The following is an 18,542-nucleotide window of genomic DNA, read 5'->3' on the forward strand; positions in this document are numbered from 1 at the left end:
ATAAAGTTATAAAGAGTAATTAAAAAACCGATAAGGTTTGTCTAAACACCTTCTTCATCAAAGTTTAACTGACAAATACTTGCACTATACCCAAACATTCGTATCAAGGAGCAACAATGGAAGTTCGTTTAGTAAACTCAGAAATGGAGTTAACTGCTGTTGCAGAAGTAATACTTCAACTGCGAACACAATACACCCAAAACTCCCTTATTGAGCAAATTAAAAAACAGCAGGAGTTAGGCTACCAATTAGCTTACGTCGTATCAAATGGTGATATTTTATGTGTGGCTGGTTTTGTCGTCGGTGAGAAACTCGCTTGGGGCAAGCATATTTATATAGATGATTTAGTTACCAATGAAAACCATCGGTCCGATGGTGTTGGCACGTTTCTCATTAATTGGTTTAAACGTTACTGTTTAGAGCTTGGCTGTCAGCAACTACACTTAGATTCAGGTATTCAAAAGTTTCCCGCTCACCGGTTTTATTTAACAAACCGTTTCAATATTGCTAGCCATCACTTTTCAATCACAAATATTAACGGCAAGTAGATTTAGTTATGACTGACATTACACAGCAGCAAATCGGTAATATTGCATTACTTGTCAAAGATTACGATGAGGCTATTGAATTTTATACTCAAAAGCTTCAGTTTACGTTAGTTGAAAATACAGATTTAGGGAACGGTAAGCGATGGGTTCAAGTATCGCCACCAAATTCGAATGGCGCAAATTTGCTGCTAGCAAGAGCCAGTAATGATAAGCAGACTCAGGCTGTCGGGAATCAAACCGGTGGACGCGTGTTCTTATTTCTACAAACGAATGACTTTTGGCGAGACTATCAATTAATGCAAAAAAATGGGGTTTTATTTAACGAAACGCCAAGGGTTGAAGAATACGGAACCGTTGTTGTCTTTGAAGATCTATATGGCAACAAATGGGATTTGCTTCAACTAAATAACATCAACAAGTCGTCTTAATAAAAAGCTAAATTGTGGAGAGCTCTGAGTTATGTACCTTGGTTCCTGTTTGTGCGGAGAAGTAAAAATCAATTTAACAGGCTCAATTAGTGACATAATTCATTGCCATTGTTCACTTTGTAGGAAAAATAGCGGTACAGCCTACGCTACGAATGGTTTCGTTAATTCCGCGGACCTAAAAATAGTATCTGGGCAAGAAAGCTTAACTCGATTTTCTTTTAAGGCAGGACGTTTTAGATACTTTTGCTCTCATTGCGGCTCACCAGTTTATAGCGCAAGTGAATCGGATCCTTCTCGTTTAAGAATTAGATTGGGTATTTTTGATTCAGATATTTCAGAGCGTCCGATATCTCATAATTTCATATCGTCTAAAGCAAGCTGGGAAGATTTAGATGCCGACCTACCAAGGTATGACTCTTTTGAACCTAGCCGAAAATAACTAGGTCAAATATTCTTAATTTGGTCATAGTTGAAGATACAGTTACTGGCCTTATAGTGGATTTACGTATTAACCCTTTCTAGAGGATGAAGTAAATTGTTAGATAAAATATTACACGATTTCTTGATTATATGGGCCACCATAGATCCAATTGGAACAATGGCACTATTTACCGGCCTGACTCTCAAATTAACGGCTGAACAACGCAAGAAAACAGCCTATAAAACTATTTTTTATGCGCTACTTATCCTCACTGGTTCCATAATAGTTGGGCAGTTACTTTTAGGTGCTATGGGAATAAGCCTCATTTCATTTCAAGTTGCAGGAGGCATTATTCTGTTTTTGTTAGGCTTGCAAATGATATTCTCAAACGGCAGCCAGGAAGAAACCGGAGAGCCTCTTCATGACATTTCAGTATTCCCACTTGCCATTCCAGCAACAGCCTCCCCTGGTGCGATCTTAGCCGTGATATTAATTACCGATAATAACATTTATACCATTAAAGAGCAGGTAGTGACTTCGCTCACTATGCTCTTTGTTTTGTTAATTACGCTTGCGCTACTATTGTTATCTACACGCATTATTAGAGTTATTGGAAACGGCGGCGCATCACTGCTCACAAGAATTATGGGAATGATATTAGCTGCGTTGTCTGTTGAATTTATTATGAAAGCTCTTGGTATTGCTAAGTGGGTAGGCACACAATAGTCTTTAGTTTTGGCAAAACTGTTAAGTTTAAAAGCCAAAGGCCAAGTGACCTTCTCTGTCATAAACGATGTTTGTTACCTTTTATTGTTGCAAGAATACGAAAACTGGTCTTAACTAAAAATGTTAAGTTTCAAATATATAAGATGCTTACTTCCAACAAAAAAAGGATATTTAATGATGAAAAGTATTAAGTTAGTCGTTGCAGCCATTATTGGCTCTATAGTTTCAGGTTGCTCCGTATTACCAATTAAGAGCTCAATTAAGGATAATCACTTTCGAATAGAAAACTTTATGGATGATAGAGGCGCGGATAAGGAATACGTTTATTTGATGTGCCATAAAAAGAGAGTGACTACTTGGAGCAACCCTAAGCAATTTATGGCTGGTAAGCACAACCTTTGGGTGAAAGCTCTAGTATCTAAACGAGATACAGCAAATAGCCAAAGAGTTGCCTATGTTAATTTTGAGATTGAACTAAGTGCTGGTGAAAGTTACACGCTAAACCGAAAAATAGACGATGAGCAGATATCCATTTGGATCCAGGATTCTGAAAACGGAAAAGTAGTGTCTAAGGTCAAAGTAGCGAAGTTAGAGCTTCCAAAGGTCGTCGACAAACGATTAAGACGTGAGCAATGTGAGTCTGGAACAATTTAACCGCTAGCAGATAAATTTAGCTTATTAACGTCTTAGTAACTTAACTGAAAGCCACCTATAAATATAAGGTGGCTTTTTTGTCTCTTTACCCTTTCCTTTCTGCTAAAATGAACTTAATCGCCCATCAACCATTTTGGTACACGGGCCCAGCCTAAGACTAGGAACTATCTACATTGACTAATAATGACGTGTTACGCCGCCTTCGCTTTACTTTTGATTTAAAAGATTCTGCACTTATTGATATCTTTTCTTCCACTAATGTTTCTGTGACTAATGATCAAATTACAGACTGGTTAAAAAAAGAAGAAGACGAAGGGTATGTAAGTCTGCACGATAAAGACTTTGCATCATTCCTTAATGGCTTTATCAACCTAAAACGCGGCAAACGAGAAGGTGCTCAACCAGAGCCAGAGAAAAACCTTAATAACAACATGATTTTTCAGAAGCTTCGTATCGCCCTTAATTTACAAGCTGAAGATATATTAGATATTTTAGCGTTAGCTGACTTTAACTTAAGTAAACATGAGTTAAGCGCCCTATTTAGAAAGCCTGGCAATAAAAATTACCGAGAGTGTAAAGACCAGATTCTTCGTAACTTTTTACAAGGTGTGCAGCTTAAATATAGACCTATTCAAAGCAAATAACGCCTGCTGTGGGGGTTAATGCCTGCTATAGGCAAGTAGCGCTACTAAAAATAAAAAGCCGACTTAAGAAGTTAAATTCTAAGTCGGCTTTTTTGTAATTCTAATTCAAACAAAGTCCTAAATTTAGGCTAAGTCGAATAAAACGTTATTTTTTGCTTTTGTTCTTTCTTTTTGTCAATACACCCACTTGGCGGGCAATAGTCAATAAACCTTCAGATACATCACCGGCACCATCTTTTACTAACTTACTTACATCCGCTGAAGAAAACATAGAACCACTTCCAGACTGCACACCTTTTGCTCTTACAAACTCTTTGGTTTTGCCCGTACTGGCCGTTTCAATGTATTTTAATAATATTTCTTCGTTTAAGCTTTTTGGCTTTGTTTTAAGAGTTTTAATTTTACTATTAAGTTCTGCAATCTCTGCTTCAAACAACTCAATTAGCTCTTCAATGTTGGTATAAGATTTCATTTTTTCTCAGTTAAGTTAGCACTTAGATAAGTAATTATACCTTAGCTTCGCCAAATCGCTTACTACCCATTTCAAAATTCAATATGCTTAACTAAAAGCTCCTGGGTTTAGGTTATTGAATTCAGGTTGTTAGATGTAGTCCGTTGAGTTTAGCTTCCAAATATTTAGCTAACTCAAGCATAGCAAACGTGCCCGCTATCGATTCTGCATCTGAGTTGTAGTTGGTATTGGTATTTACGTCGTAGGCATAAACATTACCATCTTGGTCTTGTATCGCTTCAATACCTGCGACTTGAATGTTATTAGATGCTAAAAACGCCTCATAAGCAGGAATAAAACTTGGGTAATAATCCGTTAAAATTTCAAACTTTGCTTTTACCTTAGGTGCGCTGCCTTCAGGTTCATTTGTAGGACAAAACATATCCTCAATAGAGCAAGCATCTGCTGGGCATAGCTCAAAACCTTCAGAGGTGTCCACTTTAACTGCGTATAAAAACTTACCGCCAATAAACTCGTGCCTGATTATAAATGGTTCTGGCGCTTCAATGTATTGTTGCACAAGCGTAATACCATCAACGGGCTCGTCAAATGCGGCACCTTCAACATAGTCAGATAATGCTGATAGCGAATGAAACAGCTGCACGCCTTGTCCTTTGCCGGCTCTGTTGTGCTTAGTAATAAAGGAAGGTTGATCTAGTTTTTCCGCCGCCTCTATAATCTGCTTTTTACCTACCGCCGCTAACGTTTTTGGTGTTTCAATTCCGGCTGTATTTAGTGCGGTATATTGATTAACTTTGCTTACCTCAAGTCTCAATGCTCGACTGCCGTTGATCACAGTTCTGCCATGATGCTCTAACCAGGCTAACACTGCCTCGGTAAACTCTGGCGCAAAACGGTGGTTACGCGTATGTGATGACGCACTAATACGATTGTAAAAAACGCCTTCTGGTGGTTCTGAAGACAGATCGATCATGCCTTCATCAAGGTGCCACATCTCATAAGGAAGACCTAATTCATCCAAACGATGGTGTAAGTGAATAGTCCACTCATTGTTTTCGTGTAGTACATATATTTTTTTCATAGGATGATCATCGCTTTCAATTTAGACTAACTATTAATCTGATTACTTAATTGCATGTATTGTCGTATAAACAATGGCGTTTCCTAAAGAACATTTGGTTTTCATTTATTCGCTTTTCGTATTTTAATGCTCAACCACAATGATAAAAGGATGATACCGCCGCCGATACTTAAGCGACTTAAGTCCGCTTCTCTATTCCAAATTATTAAATTTACAATAATGCCTGCTGGAATGAGCAAGTTATTCATCGCGGCTAACGTACCCACATTTACCCTTGTTGCTCCATGATTCCAACCTAAATAACCTAGTCCAGAAGCAACGACACCTAAGTAAACCAATATCCCCCACTCTGTAGTGGTTGTTGGTAAACGTTCGACATTGCCAAATAAGGCATAACAAGCCAACGCTAAAATGAATGCGCCAATATAAAAGTAACCAAACAAAGCCTTAGGGTTTTCACTAATTGCCAAGTTTGACTCAGAGGACATGAGCCTTTTGTAACTCACCTGTCCAAAAGCAAAACAAATATTGGCACACTGCACTAGCAGTAAACCAAAAAGAAAACCTGACGTTACGTTGTCGAGCCGAATTGTGAGCGCCCCTATAACGGCAACAAGCGCAGCGATGAAAAACGGCTTATTAAACCTTTTATCCAATAAATCATTTAAAAGAGTGACATACAAAGGAGTCAGTACCGTAAATAAAAGAACTTCAGGAACGCTGAGATATAAAAATGAGTGATAATAGAAGCCATACATCAGCCCCAACTGCACAGCGCCAATAGCCATTAACTTGAACTTTACAGATGGCATTGGTTTTAAAAACGGCAAAAACACAACCATGGCCAAAAAGGTTCTAACGAGCACCGAAAACCAAGGGTCAACATTTCGTAAGTAAACCCCGATTAAACTGAACGAAAAAGCCCACAACAAAGTAATCAATAACAAATAACGCATTAAACTAACTCAATTAAATTAAACAAATCGCCTATTCTACTGATGGTAAATAGTTGGAAATAGGCTGGAAAAATAGTGTCGCAAGTTTACGGGATTCAAACTTTCTGTAAATACTCTAATTTTTGTACTTGTATGTAATCGATTTGACGCTGTCGACCGTATAAATTTCCCGAGTAGAATTTGGATAAAAAGTTTACTTTTAGATTCTCGGTATAGAGTTTCCATATAAAGTCTCGGTATAAAACTTCGGAATAAAATCTCAGTATAAAGTTTCCGTATAGATTCTCGGTATAAAAATTTTAAGAGCTTTAATAAAATGACTGATAACTTAAATGAATTAACAGCTACAGATGAATCAAGAATAATAGAAATGGCGTGGGAAGATAGAACGCCTTTTGAAGCAATAGAGCATTTGTACGGTATGAGTGAAAAGCGTGTGATTCAACTTATGAGAACGAAGTTAAAAAACAGTAGTTTTAAACTATGGCGTAAACGAGTTTCAGGTCGCACCACCAAACACCTCCAACTGAGAGATCCGTCTATAATTCGCTCTCACTGCTCCACTCAATATAAACAACGATAACCCTGTTATAAAAAACAGGTAGTCTCATTTGGAAGTAGTTTTACTCTGTTAATGATTTCACTAGTTAATAGGTGCATTTTGGTATTGGTTTCACTAGGCATCTATTTAACGCAGAGTTTTGAATTACGTTAGCTAATTTGTGTATCTAATCTTAATACATTTGAGTAGACTCCGCCTTTAATTCACTTTTAAGGCAATCCCTTATTGAACGCATTATCCGTTCCTTTAAATCATAGCGATTTAACGCTTAAAAAAGTTAACCATAACCTCAAAAAGCATATTCTCCCAAACAGTTCGCCTTCTAATACTACTGCGACCAATACCGTTAATGTTAGCCAACACACATTGGTTCACAAAGTATGGACCAATGACACTCTTTTTGACGCCATTGCTCATGACCTTACAGTAGATGGTTTTTCTATTAAACACGGGGCTCTGCCACCTGAATTGATTTCCGCTTTACAGTCGCAACAACTAATGATTCCTGAATCTAATTTTAAAAATGCAGGCATAGGTAGAGAAACTGATTTTATACAAAATGAATTTGTTCGAACCGACGAGATTTGTTGGATAACAGGCAATACTGAAGCAGGAAAAAGCTGGTTAGATTGGGCATCAAATTTACAGAACTACCTTAATAAACGTTTGTATTTAGGTTTGTTTTCGTTCGAAAGCCATTTTGCTCATTACGCGCCAGGCAAATATTACAAACGTCACCTAGATGCTTTTAAAGGTGAAACAAACCGTGTTTTGTCCATCGTGGTGTACTTAAACTCAGGTTGGTCACAAGGTGACGGTGGTGAGTTAGTTATGTATAAAAATCAACACGATTTAGAAGGCATAAGCGTTGCACCACAACAAGGTACTTTAGTGGCATTTTTAAGCGAGGAGTTCCCTCATGAAGTATTACCAACAAAGCGAGACCGTTACTCTATTGCTGGTTGGTTTAGAGTAAACTCATCGAGCAGAGATAAGGTTGACCCACCTGCTTAAATTTCTTTTAAACTAATTGACTTAGTTATTGTCTGTACATTAACGTATTAACAAAATAAGCATGACCAACGAAGCGCCATATTAACCAATCTTTATAAATTGGAAATGGCGGATTCGTCTGTCAAAAAAGTAAAGGAGTATTAAGGTGTTAAGCTTGCAATCTCCCATATGTTTTTGGTCTCGATATCGTCGAATATCACTGGCACCTGTTACTTTTTATTATTTTAGCGTTTCTTTACTGTTGGGCTGAATTAGCCGTAGGAGTTTTGTTTTGAATGGTGAGACTAATTTAGACACGTTATTAACGTCTATGCAGCCAGAGCTCGTTGAAACAGAGTATGTATTTTGTTGTATTGAGACAACCCTACTTAATGTACTCAGGTTAGAACCGATTGCGACCTTTAAAGAGCATGAAGGATTAACCGTTGTCATAAGCAAACAAACGGCCGACGCTGAAGGAATGCAATACGATGGTGTTTTTAAGCAAATTACACTGACCGTACACTCGAGTTTAAACGCCGTTGGCTTGACAGCAGCAGTTGCAACTAAGCTTGCGGAAAAAGGCTTAAGTGCAAATGTGATTGCTGCTTTTTATCATGATCACATTTTTGTACAAACTGATGTTGCCGACAAAGCCTTAGCAGCCCTCAATGAATTTACCCAATAACAAAAAACTAATCATTTTATTGGAACCAATAAGACAAGGACACTTATGAAAAATCATCGTTTTTACCAGCAATTAGCAAGCCTTATACTGTTAGCCTTAAGCTCGTTATCAGCAAATGCTTCCGTGCCTGACAATCGTCATATTGTTATTGTAGGCTCTGCACAAGTTCAAGCATCACCAGATATTGCTGTCATTAGTCTCGAATTGGAACACAAAGACAAAAAAAGCATTACCGCCAAGCAGAATATAGACAATCGCGTAAATCAATTGCTCGATGGTTTGAGTAAATTTATGATTACTGAAGACAATGTCTCTGCATCTAGCATTTCCACTCAACCTGTTTACCTATACAGAAATAACCAACAAACACTTGATGGATTTCGTGCCAGCCGAACGTTAAAAGTGACCTTAAATGACATTAAATTATTAAACGACTTTTTGGACTTTGCACTGACCGTTGGAGTCAATGAAATTAGAAACATTCAATTAAAGTCCTCTAAAGAGCTAGAGCTTAAGAAAGAAGCAAGTGCATTAGCAGTAAAAGATGCCAAAACAAAAGGCCATACATTAGCTTCTGCATTCGATGCGAAGTTAGGTCGAATTTACAGTATCAATTCAACTTCTAGCTCTAACTATGACCGCTATGGCGCCAATCAAAGTATAGAACGCATAACCTTTTCCGATAATGCGGTTGCCAAAGCAAGACCAGGTAAGTATTTACAAGAAAACTTAGTTTTCACTTCGTCTATCAACGTTGTTTTTGACCTAGAGCTTAATTAATCGTGAAACAAATTAAACTCGACAATAAGCTCGTTACACCATCAAAAGTAGTCTGTATAGGCCGTAACTATGTTGAACATATAAAAGAGTTGGATAACGAGCAACCTGACACTCCGGTTATTTTTGTAAAACCTAATTCCGCTATTTCTGATCACCTCTCTGCAGGAGACAGCAATACCGATGGCCACCACTATGAAGCAGAACTCTGTTTGTTGATTAGCAATAATCAGATTAGTGCAATTGGTTTTGGCTTAGACTTAACCAAACGTGAACTGCAAACTCAGCTAAAAACCAAAGGGTTGCCATGGGAACGAGCCAAGGCGTTTGACGGCGCAGCGGTATTTAGTGATTTCGCTTCTTTTTCTGGAGACATAAATCACCTTTCCATTAAGCTATTTATTAACAACCAGTTAATTCAACATGGTTCTGTTAAACAAATGATATTTCCGCCTAATGCCTGTTTATCTGACATATCTTCATTTATGACGTTATATGATAACGACATCATTATGACTGGCACACCTAAAGGCGTTGGTGAAATAGAAGTAGGAAGTACCTTTAAAGGACAAGTACTGGAAGGTGAGCGCGTTATTATCGAGGCCAAGTGGCTGGTTGCAACGTTATAACACTTGGCTATTTCCTGTTAAGCCCTTATCATAATTAGAATTGATACCTTTAAATAATGTGAGTGAAGTCAAAGTCTTATGAGTCAAAAAATCCAAACCAAATTAAACGACAGTGCGCACATTTGTCAGGTATCTAACCACCAACTGACGCCCTGTGGTTACCATGACAGCCGTGTTTATTGCGAGTTTTCAGGTATTACTGACGACTTACTTGAGTCAAATTCAGATAGATTTCACTCTTTTATGCCACCATCTAAAGGCGCAACAGAATTAGCAAAGCTATTTTGTGCTAACTATCCACCAGCTGGCAGTTGGTATTTGGTTAAAGAACAAAGACTGTGGTTTAAAGAGTCACTCAAGCAACGTTTAATCGCACACACTGCTGACGCGCCATTTCAACTTCTTATTGCTGGCGTAGCGAGTTATGTTCATGCTTTGGGTCAACTTTTAATTTGTGCCCAAGCTCAACGCGAACTCCAACTTTCTTTCAAAATACAAGTGACTTTTAGTGACCGTTGTAGCTTTCCGCTAGAACAAATCAGAGCCTTTTTGAAAGCCGCTGAAGCAACTCCATTTTTCAGATATTCCTTTGAAGTAGAAGATAAAAAATTCAAATGTCCTAAAGCATTAGACAAACTTGTCAGAGATTTTCACAAGGAATTAAACGACATTTCTGTTCAATACCAATTGGGCGACTTAACAGATTCGTCATTGTTTCCAAACCAACAATTTGATTTGGTTTCCGAGCACTTCATGACATCGTTGTTATATAAAAACTTTGAGATAATAAAACCAATTCGAGCTAATTACTCTGCATGGTTGAAGTCAGGTGGTTGGTTATTGAGCGCCGACGGCATTCGAGCTGACTCAGAGGTATACACTGATTTTGCTGCATTAAACGCAGACGTTGGTTTAGTGTTAGATGACAGTTCCACCACTCCGGTTTGGGATCCTTATGGATTACCACAAGAAGTGTTTCAAGCAATCTTAGATTCAGCAGGTGCTAAGCGTTATCCGGTTGAAAACGACAATACAATGTCGGGGTTTGTTAAACAATGAGCCAGACATTTACAAATGACGATGCCAAAGGCATCAACTTTACCGGAAAAGACTTAAGTAATTGTGTTTTTCAACAATGTAATTTAAGTAGTACTGTTTTTGAGAGTTGTGATTTAACCGGTGTCATTTTCGATCGATGTTTTACCGAAGAAAATGCGTTTACGAGTTTTTCCAAAGCAAACTGCACAGAGAGCATGTGGCGTGGCTGTCGACTTACAGAATCAAACTTTAACGATACAAACCTAGCGGGCGCACGATTTAGAAATACCGACATTTCGGGTTCAAGTTGCAGAGATTCTCATTGGGATGACTCTCGTCTTGACGATGTTGACTTTTCATTGGTGGACTTTGACTTAGCCAGTTTTCGGAATGTGAAAGTACTTAGAGTGAAGTTTAAACCAGCGTTGGTTACCAGTACTCGTCATTTTTTAAGACTGCTTAAACAAAAGCAAACGGCAAAACATACTATCTTCACATCTGGTACAGAGCTCTCTCCTTTTATTGAGTATTGCTCGCGGGAATATCGTCTTAGTTTATTGCTATTAGAAATTGAGCAATTGCCGTTTTTATCTAAAATACCAAGAGTATTGTTTGCCGCTATTATTGGTTTAGTCTCTGACTTTGGCCACTCATTAAAACGATGGGCAATTTCATCATTATTGATGGTTAGTGTATTTGCCGGATATTTTGCACAATTCAAAAGCCAAGTTTTCTCCGGGTATAGCGACGCCTGGCACCACTCTTTATTGCACTTTATCAATCAAGGAAACTTTCAAGCAGCAACAAACGGCCCTGTGCAAACCAGTTTGAATGTATTGGGGTACTTTATGTTGGGTATTCTTATTTCTATTATAACCAATCGATTTGTAAGCCGTTGGTGATTTAATTATGCAGTTTTTATTGATCACGGATATTTTTGGCCGCACGCCCGCTGTTTCTGGCCTAGCTAACGAGTTATCTGATAACACGATTATTATTGACCCGTACAACACCGAAGAGCAAAATTTTGGGGATGAAGCACAGGCTTATCAAACTTTTATGGACAAAGTGGGAATAGAAACTTATGCCAAACAAGTAAGCAAAGTAGTCGCAGGTCTAGCTGTCCCAACGGTAATTGTGGCATTTAGTGCGGGCGCGTCGGCCTTATGGTCGGTTAGCGAACGTATTACCAATGCAAATGTTAGGCTCAACATCCTATTTTACGCATCACAAGTCAGGCACTTCTTAGCTGTTAAACCCGCCGTAGAAAGCTACATGATATACCCAAGTGAAGAAACACACTTTTCAATTCCAGAGCTGGTGACTAAACTGGCGTTTGTACCTAACGTAAAACTAGAAGTGAGCCAATATAAACATGGCTTTATGAATAAACTTAGCGATAACTTCAGTGCAGAAGGTTACAGGATGTATGTGCAACAAATAGATGACTTAGTCAGCACACACCAATGGCAAAGCGAGTAACATCTGATTCCTGTAATTTAATATCTGCACCTAAAAACACAAACCCATTAAAACTATAGGGAATAATATGCGCACGTCATCCTTTCGCTTCATCAAGTTAATTATCACCATTTTAGCAGTATCTGCTTTGGCCGGCTGTTTAGGTATGCCTGAAAAGGTAAAGCCCGTTAACCAGTTTGAATTGCCTAAATATTTAGGTAAATGGTATGAAGTAGCAAGGCTTGATCATTCCTTTGAGCGCGGTTTAAGCCAAGTTACCGCTGAATACCAACTAAAAGACGATGGCGGTGTTAAGGTCATCAATAGAGGTTTTTCCGAAAAGGAAAATGAATGGTCAGAAGCGTTAGGTAAAGCTTACTTTGTTGAAGATGAAAGCACAGGCTACTTAAAAGTTTCATTTTTTGGCCCGTTTTACGGCTCTTATGTCATTTTTGAAATGGACCAAGAAAACTATCAATATGCCTTTGTATCTGGCCCCGATACGGACTTCCTTTGGTTATTGTCACGAACACCAGATATTAGCGACGAATTACGAAACCAGTTTATTACAAGTGCTCAAGACAAAGGCTTTGATACCCGCAAGCTGATTTTTGTTGAGCATTAATCAAAAAATACAGCCTCTATAACTCGCTAAAAGTAAAAACGCAGTGTTATTGAGGTTGTCCTGCCTGCGAGGGTGCGAGCCCTAATTATGTTGTTTGCTGGTAACGCCCCTTCTTCTGACTCTGTAATACCTTCAGAATCAAATGCATTATTGATATTAAACGACACCGTTAAGTTGTCACTTAAGTTATAGTCTGCAAACAAGTTAAACTGAGTATAAGCGTCAAACTCCAGTTCATTACTGTCTTGAGCGTAAGCACCGCTTGAACCAATTAAGTTTACTCCAACAGCCGCTGACTCAAAGCTATACCTACCCGTAAATGAATAAACAACATCCGCTTGGCGTCGTGGTGTATTACCAACAACCGATTCATTTAATGCATCTTTAGCGATTTCTGCATCTGTTAGCGTGATGTGGCCTCTTAAGTCAAAATTACCGACAAAGTAAGATGCCTCAACTTCAACACCCATCGCTTCATATTTTCGGTCAAAAAATCGTTGGCTGGTTGCTTCAAAGTTTTGCTCTTCTGTCTCTGCATAAAATGCAGTGGCAAAAATAGCCAACTCGTTTTGACGATATTTAACACCCGCTTCAATCTGATCAACTTCATCAATGGCATCAGCAGACGCTACTGAACCATCAGCTCTAACCTTACCAAATAGAAGTCGGTCGGCGTTTGCCCGTCCACCATGGCTTATGCGACCAAAAACAGCCGTATCTTTGTCTACTTTATAGTTCACGCCAACAGAGTAGGATGTATAGTCCCAGTCGTAGTTAATTGGCGAAGCATTGGCATTATCAATATTTACAACATCAACTTCTGGCATTGAAATAACGCCATCGCCGTTCATATCATAAGTACCCGTTGTAGCACCTGCATATGTACCGCGAGCTTCACCGCTGTCATATCTAACACTTGCGTCATAAGTAAAGTCTTCATAGTCGGTTGTCACGGCAACATAAGGCGCAGTGACGGTATAATCAGCATCGTAATTTCTTTGACAACAGTTGTCCCAAAATGGTGTTCCATAAGCGTATAAACCGTTATCTGAATAAGAAGTACCGTCTTCTGCTACTACATTTACCAAAGCAGCATTGTCACCTTTTTGCTCTAATAAATAAGAATTCCATAACCAGCTCATACCAATGTTTTGTGTGGCCGCGTAATAACCAAAAGTCACATTCGTATTGTCTAAGGTTTTTGTTAGCTTAATGTCATTAACAATGTTATCAAAATCGTCCATTTCAACATCAAAAGTATGAACTCTTATTACATAATCGGCATTATAGCTATTGCTTGCTTGTGGACCATTCGCATACTCTAATGTCGCGCCTGAGCCTGCAATACTCTCAGCGACTGCGGAAGTTTCACCTACTTCTGCAGGGAAAGGAGCATTAAAAGTACCGCTTACTGAAGATTTTCTGAATCGATTTTCTACTTGCCAGTCATTACCTAAATCAAATGATGCTTCTACACCAAAAGAGCCCACCAAAGGACTCATACCATCTCTTATATCACCAGAACGTAATTCTCCATTTTTGCCTCTAGATAAGGTTTTGGTGAAGTATGCCGAGTGTGGCGTATCTGAAAGAGAGTCGAATCCCGGTAATGAGCTACCATCGCCTCGAACAGGCATAGGTAAGTAACCAATTGAGTTGTCGTCTAAATGTTTGAAATATAAACGTACGTAACCCGAATCAAAGTCCTTTGTTATATTTGCTTTAATTTGGCCGCCTTTGTTTGCAGTATAACCGGCATCTCGTGGGCCATCGCCTTGCCTTACAAAACCACCAACGTGGAACCGTAACGTGTCATTTATTTCTGTCCCGTACTCAAAATCTGCCTTAAATGAGTCATAGTCAACACCAAAGGTTGTTGCAACGCTGCCACCATCATCTTCACCTGTTTTGCTGATAAGGTTTATAATACCGCCAGGTGAATTACTCGCGAACGTTGAAGCCGAACCACCACGTATCGACTCTACTGAAGAAACGGTTGAATCTGCTCGTAAAAATATATCAGCGTTACCAAAAGCAATATCACCAAATTGTAATACTGGTAACCCATCTTCTTGTAACTGAAGGAACTTGGCTCCACCAGATGCCACTGGCAATCCACGAACCGCAATGTTGGCATTACCTTCACCGCCCGTTGCTTCAGAACGAACGCCAGGAATAAGTCTAAAGATCTCAGCGGTTGTTCGTGGCGTAGCAACTTCAATACTTAAAAGATCAACACTACTAATAGAAACACTAGAGTCCATTACGCTTTTGCCTTTTACAACACCTGTAACGGCGATACGCTCAAAGTCCAAGCCACTCACATTTTTAATATGGTTATCTGAGCTTTTATATACGCTTTCTATTTTTGGTTTTGTATTTAAAGGCTTTGCATTCGCACACACGATACTAGAACACAGCAATAAAACGACTAACGCAGTGTTAACATTCTGCTTCATAAAATTTCAACCAAAAGGGATTTCGCATTTATTGGATGTTTAAAGTCTAGTCTTAAAATAGAAGAAAGGGCTACATCTACTCAAAGTATCCACATATCTAAAAACACGCCCTCATAAATTTAAATTCAAACAAAGCTTGACCATCCCATCTTCTGATTTTAAACTTTCAATAATTTCTGAAACTTCAATAGGAAGTGTAAATAAAATGACGCCAAAAATAGAAACCTTTGTTATGCACTGCGGTGAAATGGGCAGTCGATGGGGATTTAACCGCACTATAGGTCAAATGGTTGGGTTGTTAATTGTTAGTGATAAGCCATTAACAGCGAACGAATTATCGGACACGTTAAATATTTCACGCGGTAATGTCAGCATGGGCATCAAAGAGTTACAAAGCTGGCGTTTAATAAAAACTAAACACGTTCCTGGTGATCGTAAAGATTATTATGAACCTGCTGGCACCATTTGGGAGTTGGCAACACAAGTATTTGAAGAGCGCCGAAAACGAGAAATGGACCCTACCCTGTCACTGCTTCGTTCAGTGATTATTGAAGAGCCAGCAAACGTTCAAGAGGAATATGCGCAAGACAAAATGATGGAAATTCATAATATTCTTGAGTCTATTACGAGTTGGACAAGTGAATTGCAATCGATGAACCCAGATAAACTTAAAACACTGATGAAGCTTGGCTCTAGTGTTGGCAAGGTTCTGGATATGAAAGACAAGTTGTTAAGCAACTCAAAATAAACCTGACGTTCAAAGCATTATAGTAGTGCCCTTGGGTGCTCACGGAGTTATTTATGTTAGATACATTTATCCTGTCGCGGATTCAATTCGCGGCTAATATTAGTTTTCATATATTGTTTCCAACCATTACCATCGCCCTATGTTGGTTTTTGCTTTTCTTTAAAATCCGTTTTGACATCACTCAAGACCCAATTTGGATGCGCGCCTATCGTTTTTGGGTAAAAGTATTTGCGCTTACTTTTGCATTAGGTGTGGTTAGTGGTATCACCATGTCATTTCAATTTGGCACCAACTGGCCGGGCTTCATGGAAAAAGTCGGTAATATTGCAGGGCCACTGTTAGGTTACGAAGTACTAACGGCGTTCTTTTTGGAAGCGACATTTTTGGGGATAATGTTGTTTGGCATTAAAAGAGTTCCGCCCAAAGTACACACATTGGCAACAGCGGTTGTTGCTCTTGGCACGACATTATCTGCATTTTGGATCCTTTCTTTAAATTCGTGGATGCAAACACCCACAGGTTTTGAAATGAGAGATGGCGTAGCCTACCCGCTTGACTGGTTTGCTATCATTTTTAATCCTTCTTTCCCTTATCGATTCAGCCACATGCTGATTGCCTCTGGAATAACAGCAAGCTTTTTGGTTGCTGGCATCAGTGCGTATCGTATTTACCGAGGTGACAATAAACGAGCACCAAAGCTGACGTTAAAAATAGCACTGATAGCCGCTATGGTGTTAACTCCTCTGCAAGCCTTTGTTGGTGATCTTCATGGCTTAAATACGTTGGAACACCAACCTCAAAAAGTCGCTGCGATGGAAGGTGTATGGGAAACAGAAAGTGGTGTGCCACTATTGTTATTTGCGATTCCTGATGAAGAAACCCGCACAAATCACTTTGAAATTGCTATTCCAAACTTAGCCAGTTTGATCCTGACTCACGATGCCGATGGCGAAATCAAAGGCTTAAATGAGTTTGTTGGCGAGCACCCACCTGTAAAACCGGTATTTTATGCTTTCAGAGTCATGGTTGGTTTAGGCATGTTAATGATCTTGATTGCCTGGTGGTGCGGTATACGTGCAATGCGAAATAAAAACTTGTCTGCGATGCAGCTAAAAGTGCTTATAGCAATGAGCTTTTCTGGTTGGGTAGCGACTTTAGCCGGCTGGTACGTTACTGAAATTGGCCGACAACCTTACTTAGTATCAAACGTGCTCACGGTTGAACAAGCGGTTACGGACATCGCGCCAACGAATGTTGCATTTAGCTTAACCTTGTACTTGCTTTTATACGGCTTCCTACTTTGCGCTTATTTATACACAATTTTTGTAATGGCGAATCGCGCCGTTGAAATTGAAGAGATGAAGCCAGAAGTAAGCTCACTAGAAATTCAAACCAACCCAGCAGGAGAAGCTCATGTTTGAACAAAATACGTTGGCTATCATTTTTGTTTCACTAATGGGCTTGGCCGTTTTGCTATACGCAATTTTAGATGGTTATGACTTAGGTGTTGGCATGTTATTACCGCTGCACGATGATAAAAGCGCGGATACTATGATTGCCAGTATCGGGCCATTTTGGGATGCGAATGAAACTTGGCTCGTGTTAGCCGTTGGCTTGTTGCTAATAGCGTTTCCTGAAGCACATAGTTATATCCTCAAAGAGTTATATATTCCAGCAACATTGTTATTGTTGGGGCTTATTTTACGTGGTGTGGCGTTTGATTTTAGGGCGAAGGCGAATATTAGTCATAAACCAAGTTGGAATTTCGCTTTTAAGCTCGGCTCTTGGCTAGCTTCGTTTTCTCAAGGTTATATGCTTGGCTCATACGTAACGGGATTTTCAACGGACACCTTTAGCATTGTATTTGCAATTTTAAGCGGGCTTGGTGTTTGCGCCGCCTATTGTTTTATTGGCGCTACCTGGCTTGTTATGAAAACGGAGTCGTCTTTACAAGAGTGGTCGATTAGCATCGCTAAAAAAGCACTGGGCATCGCTTTTACCGGCATTCTACTTGTTTCATTAACCAACTTAGTATTAAACCCAGAAATTTATGAAAAGTGGTTTACCTGGACGGTAGGTGTGTTTTTCTTACCTATTCCAATTGTGTGCGCCGTGTTATTTGGTTTTTGCTATAAAGCGCTATCCCAACTTCAAGTAAAACCAGATTTTGGTGCCGGTTACCCGTTTATATTAGCGGCGCTTATTTTTGTTTTAAGTTTTGTTGGCTTAGGTTACAGCTTTTTCCCATACATTGTTCCTCATCAGATCACCATATGGGAATCCGTGGCCGCCAAAGAGTCACTTAACTTTTTGCTTTACGGCGCAGTGATTGTTGTTCCTACTATTCTGGCCTATACCGTTTATTCCTATCGAGTATTCTGGGGCAAGGTCCAGGAGTTGCGATACTATTAATTGCGGCGCTCTTAGTTGCGACACTATTAGTTGCGTGGCGCAGCTCTCTGCAAGTAATAGCAAACAAGGTGGGCTTCAAATGCAGAAGATAAAAAGTTGATCTATGAGAGTCAGTGTCTATAAGTAGAGGCTCGAAAAGTAGAAGTTCTAAAGGTAGAAGTTCTAAACATGAAAGTTAAAAGGCAGGCTAAAGAATACCTGCCTTTGCTTTGTTTCTCAT

22 protein-coding genes are annotated in these 18,542 nt (G+C 39.2%); 18 read left to right on the plus strand and 4 right to left on the minus strand.

Annotated features, from left to right (window positions below; genetic code table 11):
- The first annotated feature begins 116 nt into the window (after window positions 1-116).
- From GNP35_RS05935 to GNP35_RS05960, 6 genes are all read left to right on the plus strand, one after another.
- Entirely contained in the window at window positions 117-548 is a 432-nt protein-coding gene (locus GNP35_RS05935; RefSeq protein WP_155695269.1) for a GNAT family N-acetyltransferase, read from the plus strand.
- 8 nt (window positions 549-556) lie between these two features.
- The gene (locus GNP35_RS05940) at window positions 557-976 is read left to right on the plus strand and encodes a VOC family protein (RefSeq protein ID WP_155695270.1); all 420 of its coding nucleotides are present in this window, start codon (window positions 557-559) and stop codon (window positions 974-976) included.
- Between the two features lie 31 nt (window positions 977-1,007).
- Window positions 1,008-1,415: a GFA family protein gene (locus GNP35_RS05945; protein WP_155695271.1), complete on the plus strand. Its 408-nt coding sequence runs from the start codon at window positions 1,008-1,010 to the stop codon at window positions 1,413-1,415.
- Between the two features lie 96 nt (window positions 1,416-1,511).
- The gene (locus GNP35_RS05950) at window positions 1,512-2,123 is read left to right on the plus strand and encodes a MarC family protein (RefSeq protein ID WP_155695272.1); all 612 of its coding nucleotides are present in this window, start codon (window positions 1,512-1,514) and stop codon (window positions 2,121-2,123) included.
- Window positions 2,124-2,297: 174 nt separating this feature from the next.
- Entirely contained in the window at window positions 2,298-2,777 is a 480-nt protein-coding gene (locus tag GNP35_RS05955) for a hypothetical protein (protein WP_230961319.1), read from the plus strand.
- Window positions 2,778-2,950: 173 nt separating this feature from the next.
- Window positions 2,951-3,421, plus strand: a complete 471-nt coding sequence (locus GNP35_RS05960) for a YehS family protein (RefSeq protein ID WP_155695273.1) — start codon at window positions 2,951-2,953, stop codon at window positions 3,419-3,421.
- 145 nt (window positions 3,422-3,566) lie between these two features.
- Here GNP35_RS05960 and GNP35_RS05965 read toward each other — a convergent pair whose 3' ends face one another.
- From GNP35_RS05965 to GNP35_RS05975, 3 genes are all read right to left on the minus strand, one after another.
- Window positions 3,567-3,893: a hypothetical protein gene (locus GNP35_RS05965; protein ID WP_155695274.1), complete on the minus strand. Its 327-nt coding sequence runs from the start codon at window positions 3,891-3,893 to the stop codon at window positions 3,567-3,569.
- Between the two features lie 121 nt (window positions 3,894-4,014).
- Window positions 4,015-4,974, minus strand: coding sequence for an ATP-grasp domain-containing protein (locus GNP35_RS05970; RefSeq protein ID WP_155695275.1), 960 nt, complete (start codon window positions 4,972-4,974; stop codon window positions 4,015-4,017).
- A 101-nt stretch (window positions 4,975-5,075) separates the two neighbouring features.
- Entirely contained in the window at window positions 5,076-5,930 is an 855-nt protein-coding gene (locus tag GNP35_RS05975; protein WP_155695276.1) for a DMT family transporter, read from the minus strand.
- A 316-nt stretch (window positions 5,931-6,246) separates the two neighbouring features.
- Between GNP35_RS05975 and GNP35_RS05980 the strand changes: the two genes are divergently transcribed.
- From GNP35_RS05980 to GNP35_RS06020, 9 genes are all read left to right on the plus strand, one after another.
- Window positions 6,247-6,513: a TIGR03643 family protein gene (locus GNP35_RS05980; RefSeq protein WP_155695277.1), complete on the plus strand. Its 267-nt coding sequence runs from the start codon at window positions 6,247-6,249 to the stop codon at window positions 6,511-6,513.
- A gap of 345 nt (window positions 6,514-6,858) precedes the next feature.
- A complete protein-coding gene (locus GNP35_RS05985) occupies window positions 6,859-7,506 on the plus strand; it encodes a 2OG-Fe(II) oxygenase (protein ID WP_155696056.1) in 648 nt (215 codons plus the stop codon).
- A 271-nt stretch (window positions 7,507-7,777) separates the two neighbouring features.
- Window positions 7,778-8,173, plus strand: coding sequence for an ACT domain-containing protein (locus tag GNP35_RS05990; RefSeq protein ID WP_155695278.1), 396 nt, complete (start codon window positions 7,778-7,780; stop codon window positions 8,171-8,173).
- A 45-nt stretch (window positions 8,174-8,218) separates the two neighbouring features.
- Window positions 8,219-8,953, plus strand: a complete 735-nt coding sequence (locus tag GNP35_RS05995) for an SIMPL domain-containing protein (RefSeq protein ID WP_155695279.1) — start codon at window positions 8,219-8,221, stop codon at window positions 8,951-8,953.
- 2 nt (window positions 8,954-8,955) lie between these two features.
- Window positions 8,956-9,579: a fumarylacetoacetate hydrolase family protein gene (locus GNP35_RS06000; protein WP_330997729.1), complete on the plus strand. Its 624-nt coding sequence runs from the start codon at window positions 8,956-8,958 to the stop codon at window positions 9,577-9,579.
- A 78-nt stretch (window positions 9,580-9,657) separates the two neighbouring features.
- Window positions 9,658-10,638 carry a hypothetical protein gene (locus GNP35_RS06005; RefSeq protein WP_155695280.1) on the plus strand — a complete coding sequence of 327 codons (981 nt, stop codon included), beginning with the start codon at window positions 9,658-9,660 and terminating at the stop codon, window positions 10,636-10,638.
- Window positions 10,635-11,519: a pentapeptide repeat-containing protein gene (locus GNP35_RS06010; RefSeq protein WP_155695281.1), complete on the plus strand. Its 885-nt coding sequence runs from the start codon at window positions 10,635-10,637 to the stop codon at window positions 11,517-11,519. Before GNP35_RS06005 ends, GNP35_RS06010 begins: the two co-directional genes overlap by 4 nt.
- Before the next feature lie 7 nt (window positions 11,520-11,526).
- Window positions 11,527-12,099 (plus strand): hypothetical protein, encoded by a 573-nt coding sequence (locus GNP35_RS06015; protein WP_155695282.1) that lies wholly within the window; start codon window positions 11,527-11,529, stop codon window positions 12,097-12,099.
- A 67-nt stretch (window positions 12,100-12,166) separates the two neighbouring features.
- On the plus strand, window positions 12,167-12,703 hold the full coding sequence (locus GNP35_RS06020; protein ID WP_155695283.1) for a lipocalin family protein: 537 nt from the start codon (window positions 12,167-12,169) through the stop codon (window positions 12,701-12,703).
- A gap of 26 nt (window positions 12,704-12,729) precedes the next feature.
- On the opposite strand, the gene GNP35_RS06025 is transcribed toward GNP35_RS06020, so the two are convergent.
- On the minus strand, window positions 12,730-15,162 hold the full coding sequence (locus GNP35_RS06025; protein WP_155695284.1) for a TonB-dependent receptor domain-containing protein: 2,433 nt from the start codon (window positions 15,160-15,162) through the stop codon (window positions 12,730-12,732).
- A gap of 205 nt (window positions 15,163-15,367) precedes the next feature.
- Here GNP35_RS06025 and GNP35_RS06030 point away from each other — a divergent pair, with 205 nt between their 5' ends.
- Genes GNP35_RS06030 through GNP35_RS06040 form a run of 3 tightly spaced genes read left to right on the plus strand, consistent with a single transcriptional unit; the run spans window position 15,368 to window position 18,322 of the window.
- A complete protein-coding gene (locus GNP35_RS06030) occupies window positions 15,368-15,910 on the plus strand; it encodes a GbsR/MarR family transcriptional regulator (RefSeq protein ID WP_155695285.1) in 543 nt (180 codons plus the stop codon).
- Between the two features lie 53 nt (window positions 15,911-15,963).
- Window positions 15,964-17,331: a cytochrome ubiquinol oxidase subunit I gene (locus tag GNP35_RS06035; RefSeq protein ID WP_155695286.1), complete on the plus strand. Its 1,368-nt coding sequence runs from the start codon at window positions 15,964-15,966 to the stop codon at window positions 17,329-17,331.
- Complete coding sequence (locus GNP35_RS06040) at window positions 17,324-18,322, plus strand: cytochrome d ubiquinol oxidase subunit II (RefSeq protein ID WP_155695287.1); 999 nt, start codon at window positions 17,324-17,326, stop codon at window positions 18,320-18,322. The genes GNP35_RS06035 and GNP35_RS06040 overlap by 8 nt, the downstream gene beginning before the upstream one ends.
- Window positions 18,323-18,542: the final 220 nt, after the last annotated feature.

This window comes from Psychrosphaera haliotis, assembly GCF_009728465.1.
GTDB classification, from domain to species: domain Bacteria; phylum Pseudomonadota; class Gammaproteobacteria; order Enterobacterales; family Alteromonadaceae; genus Psychrosphaera; species Psychrosphaera haliotis.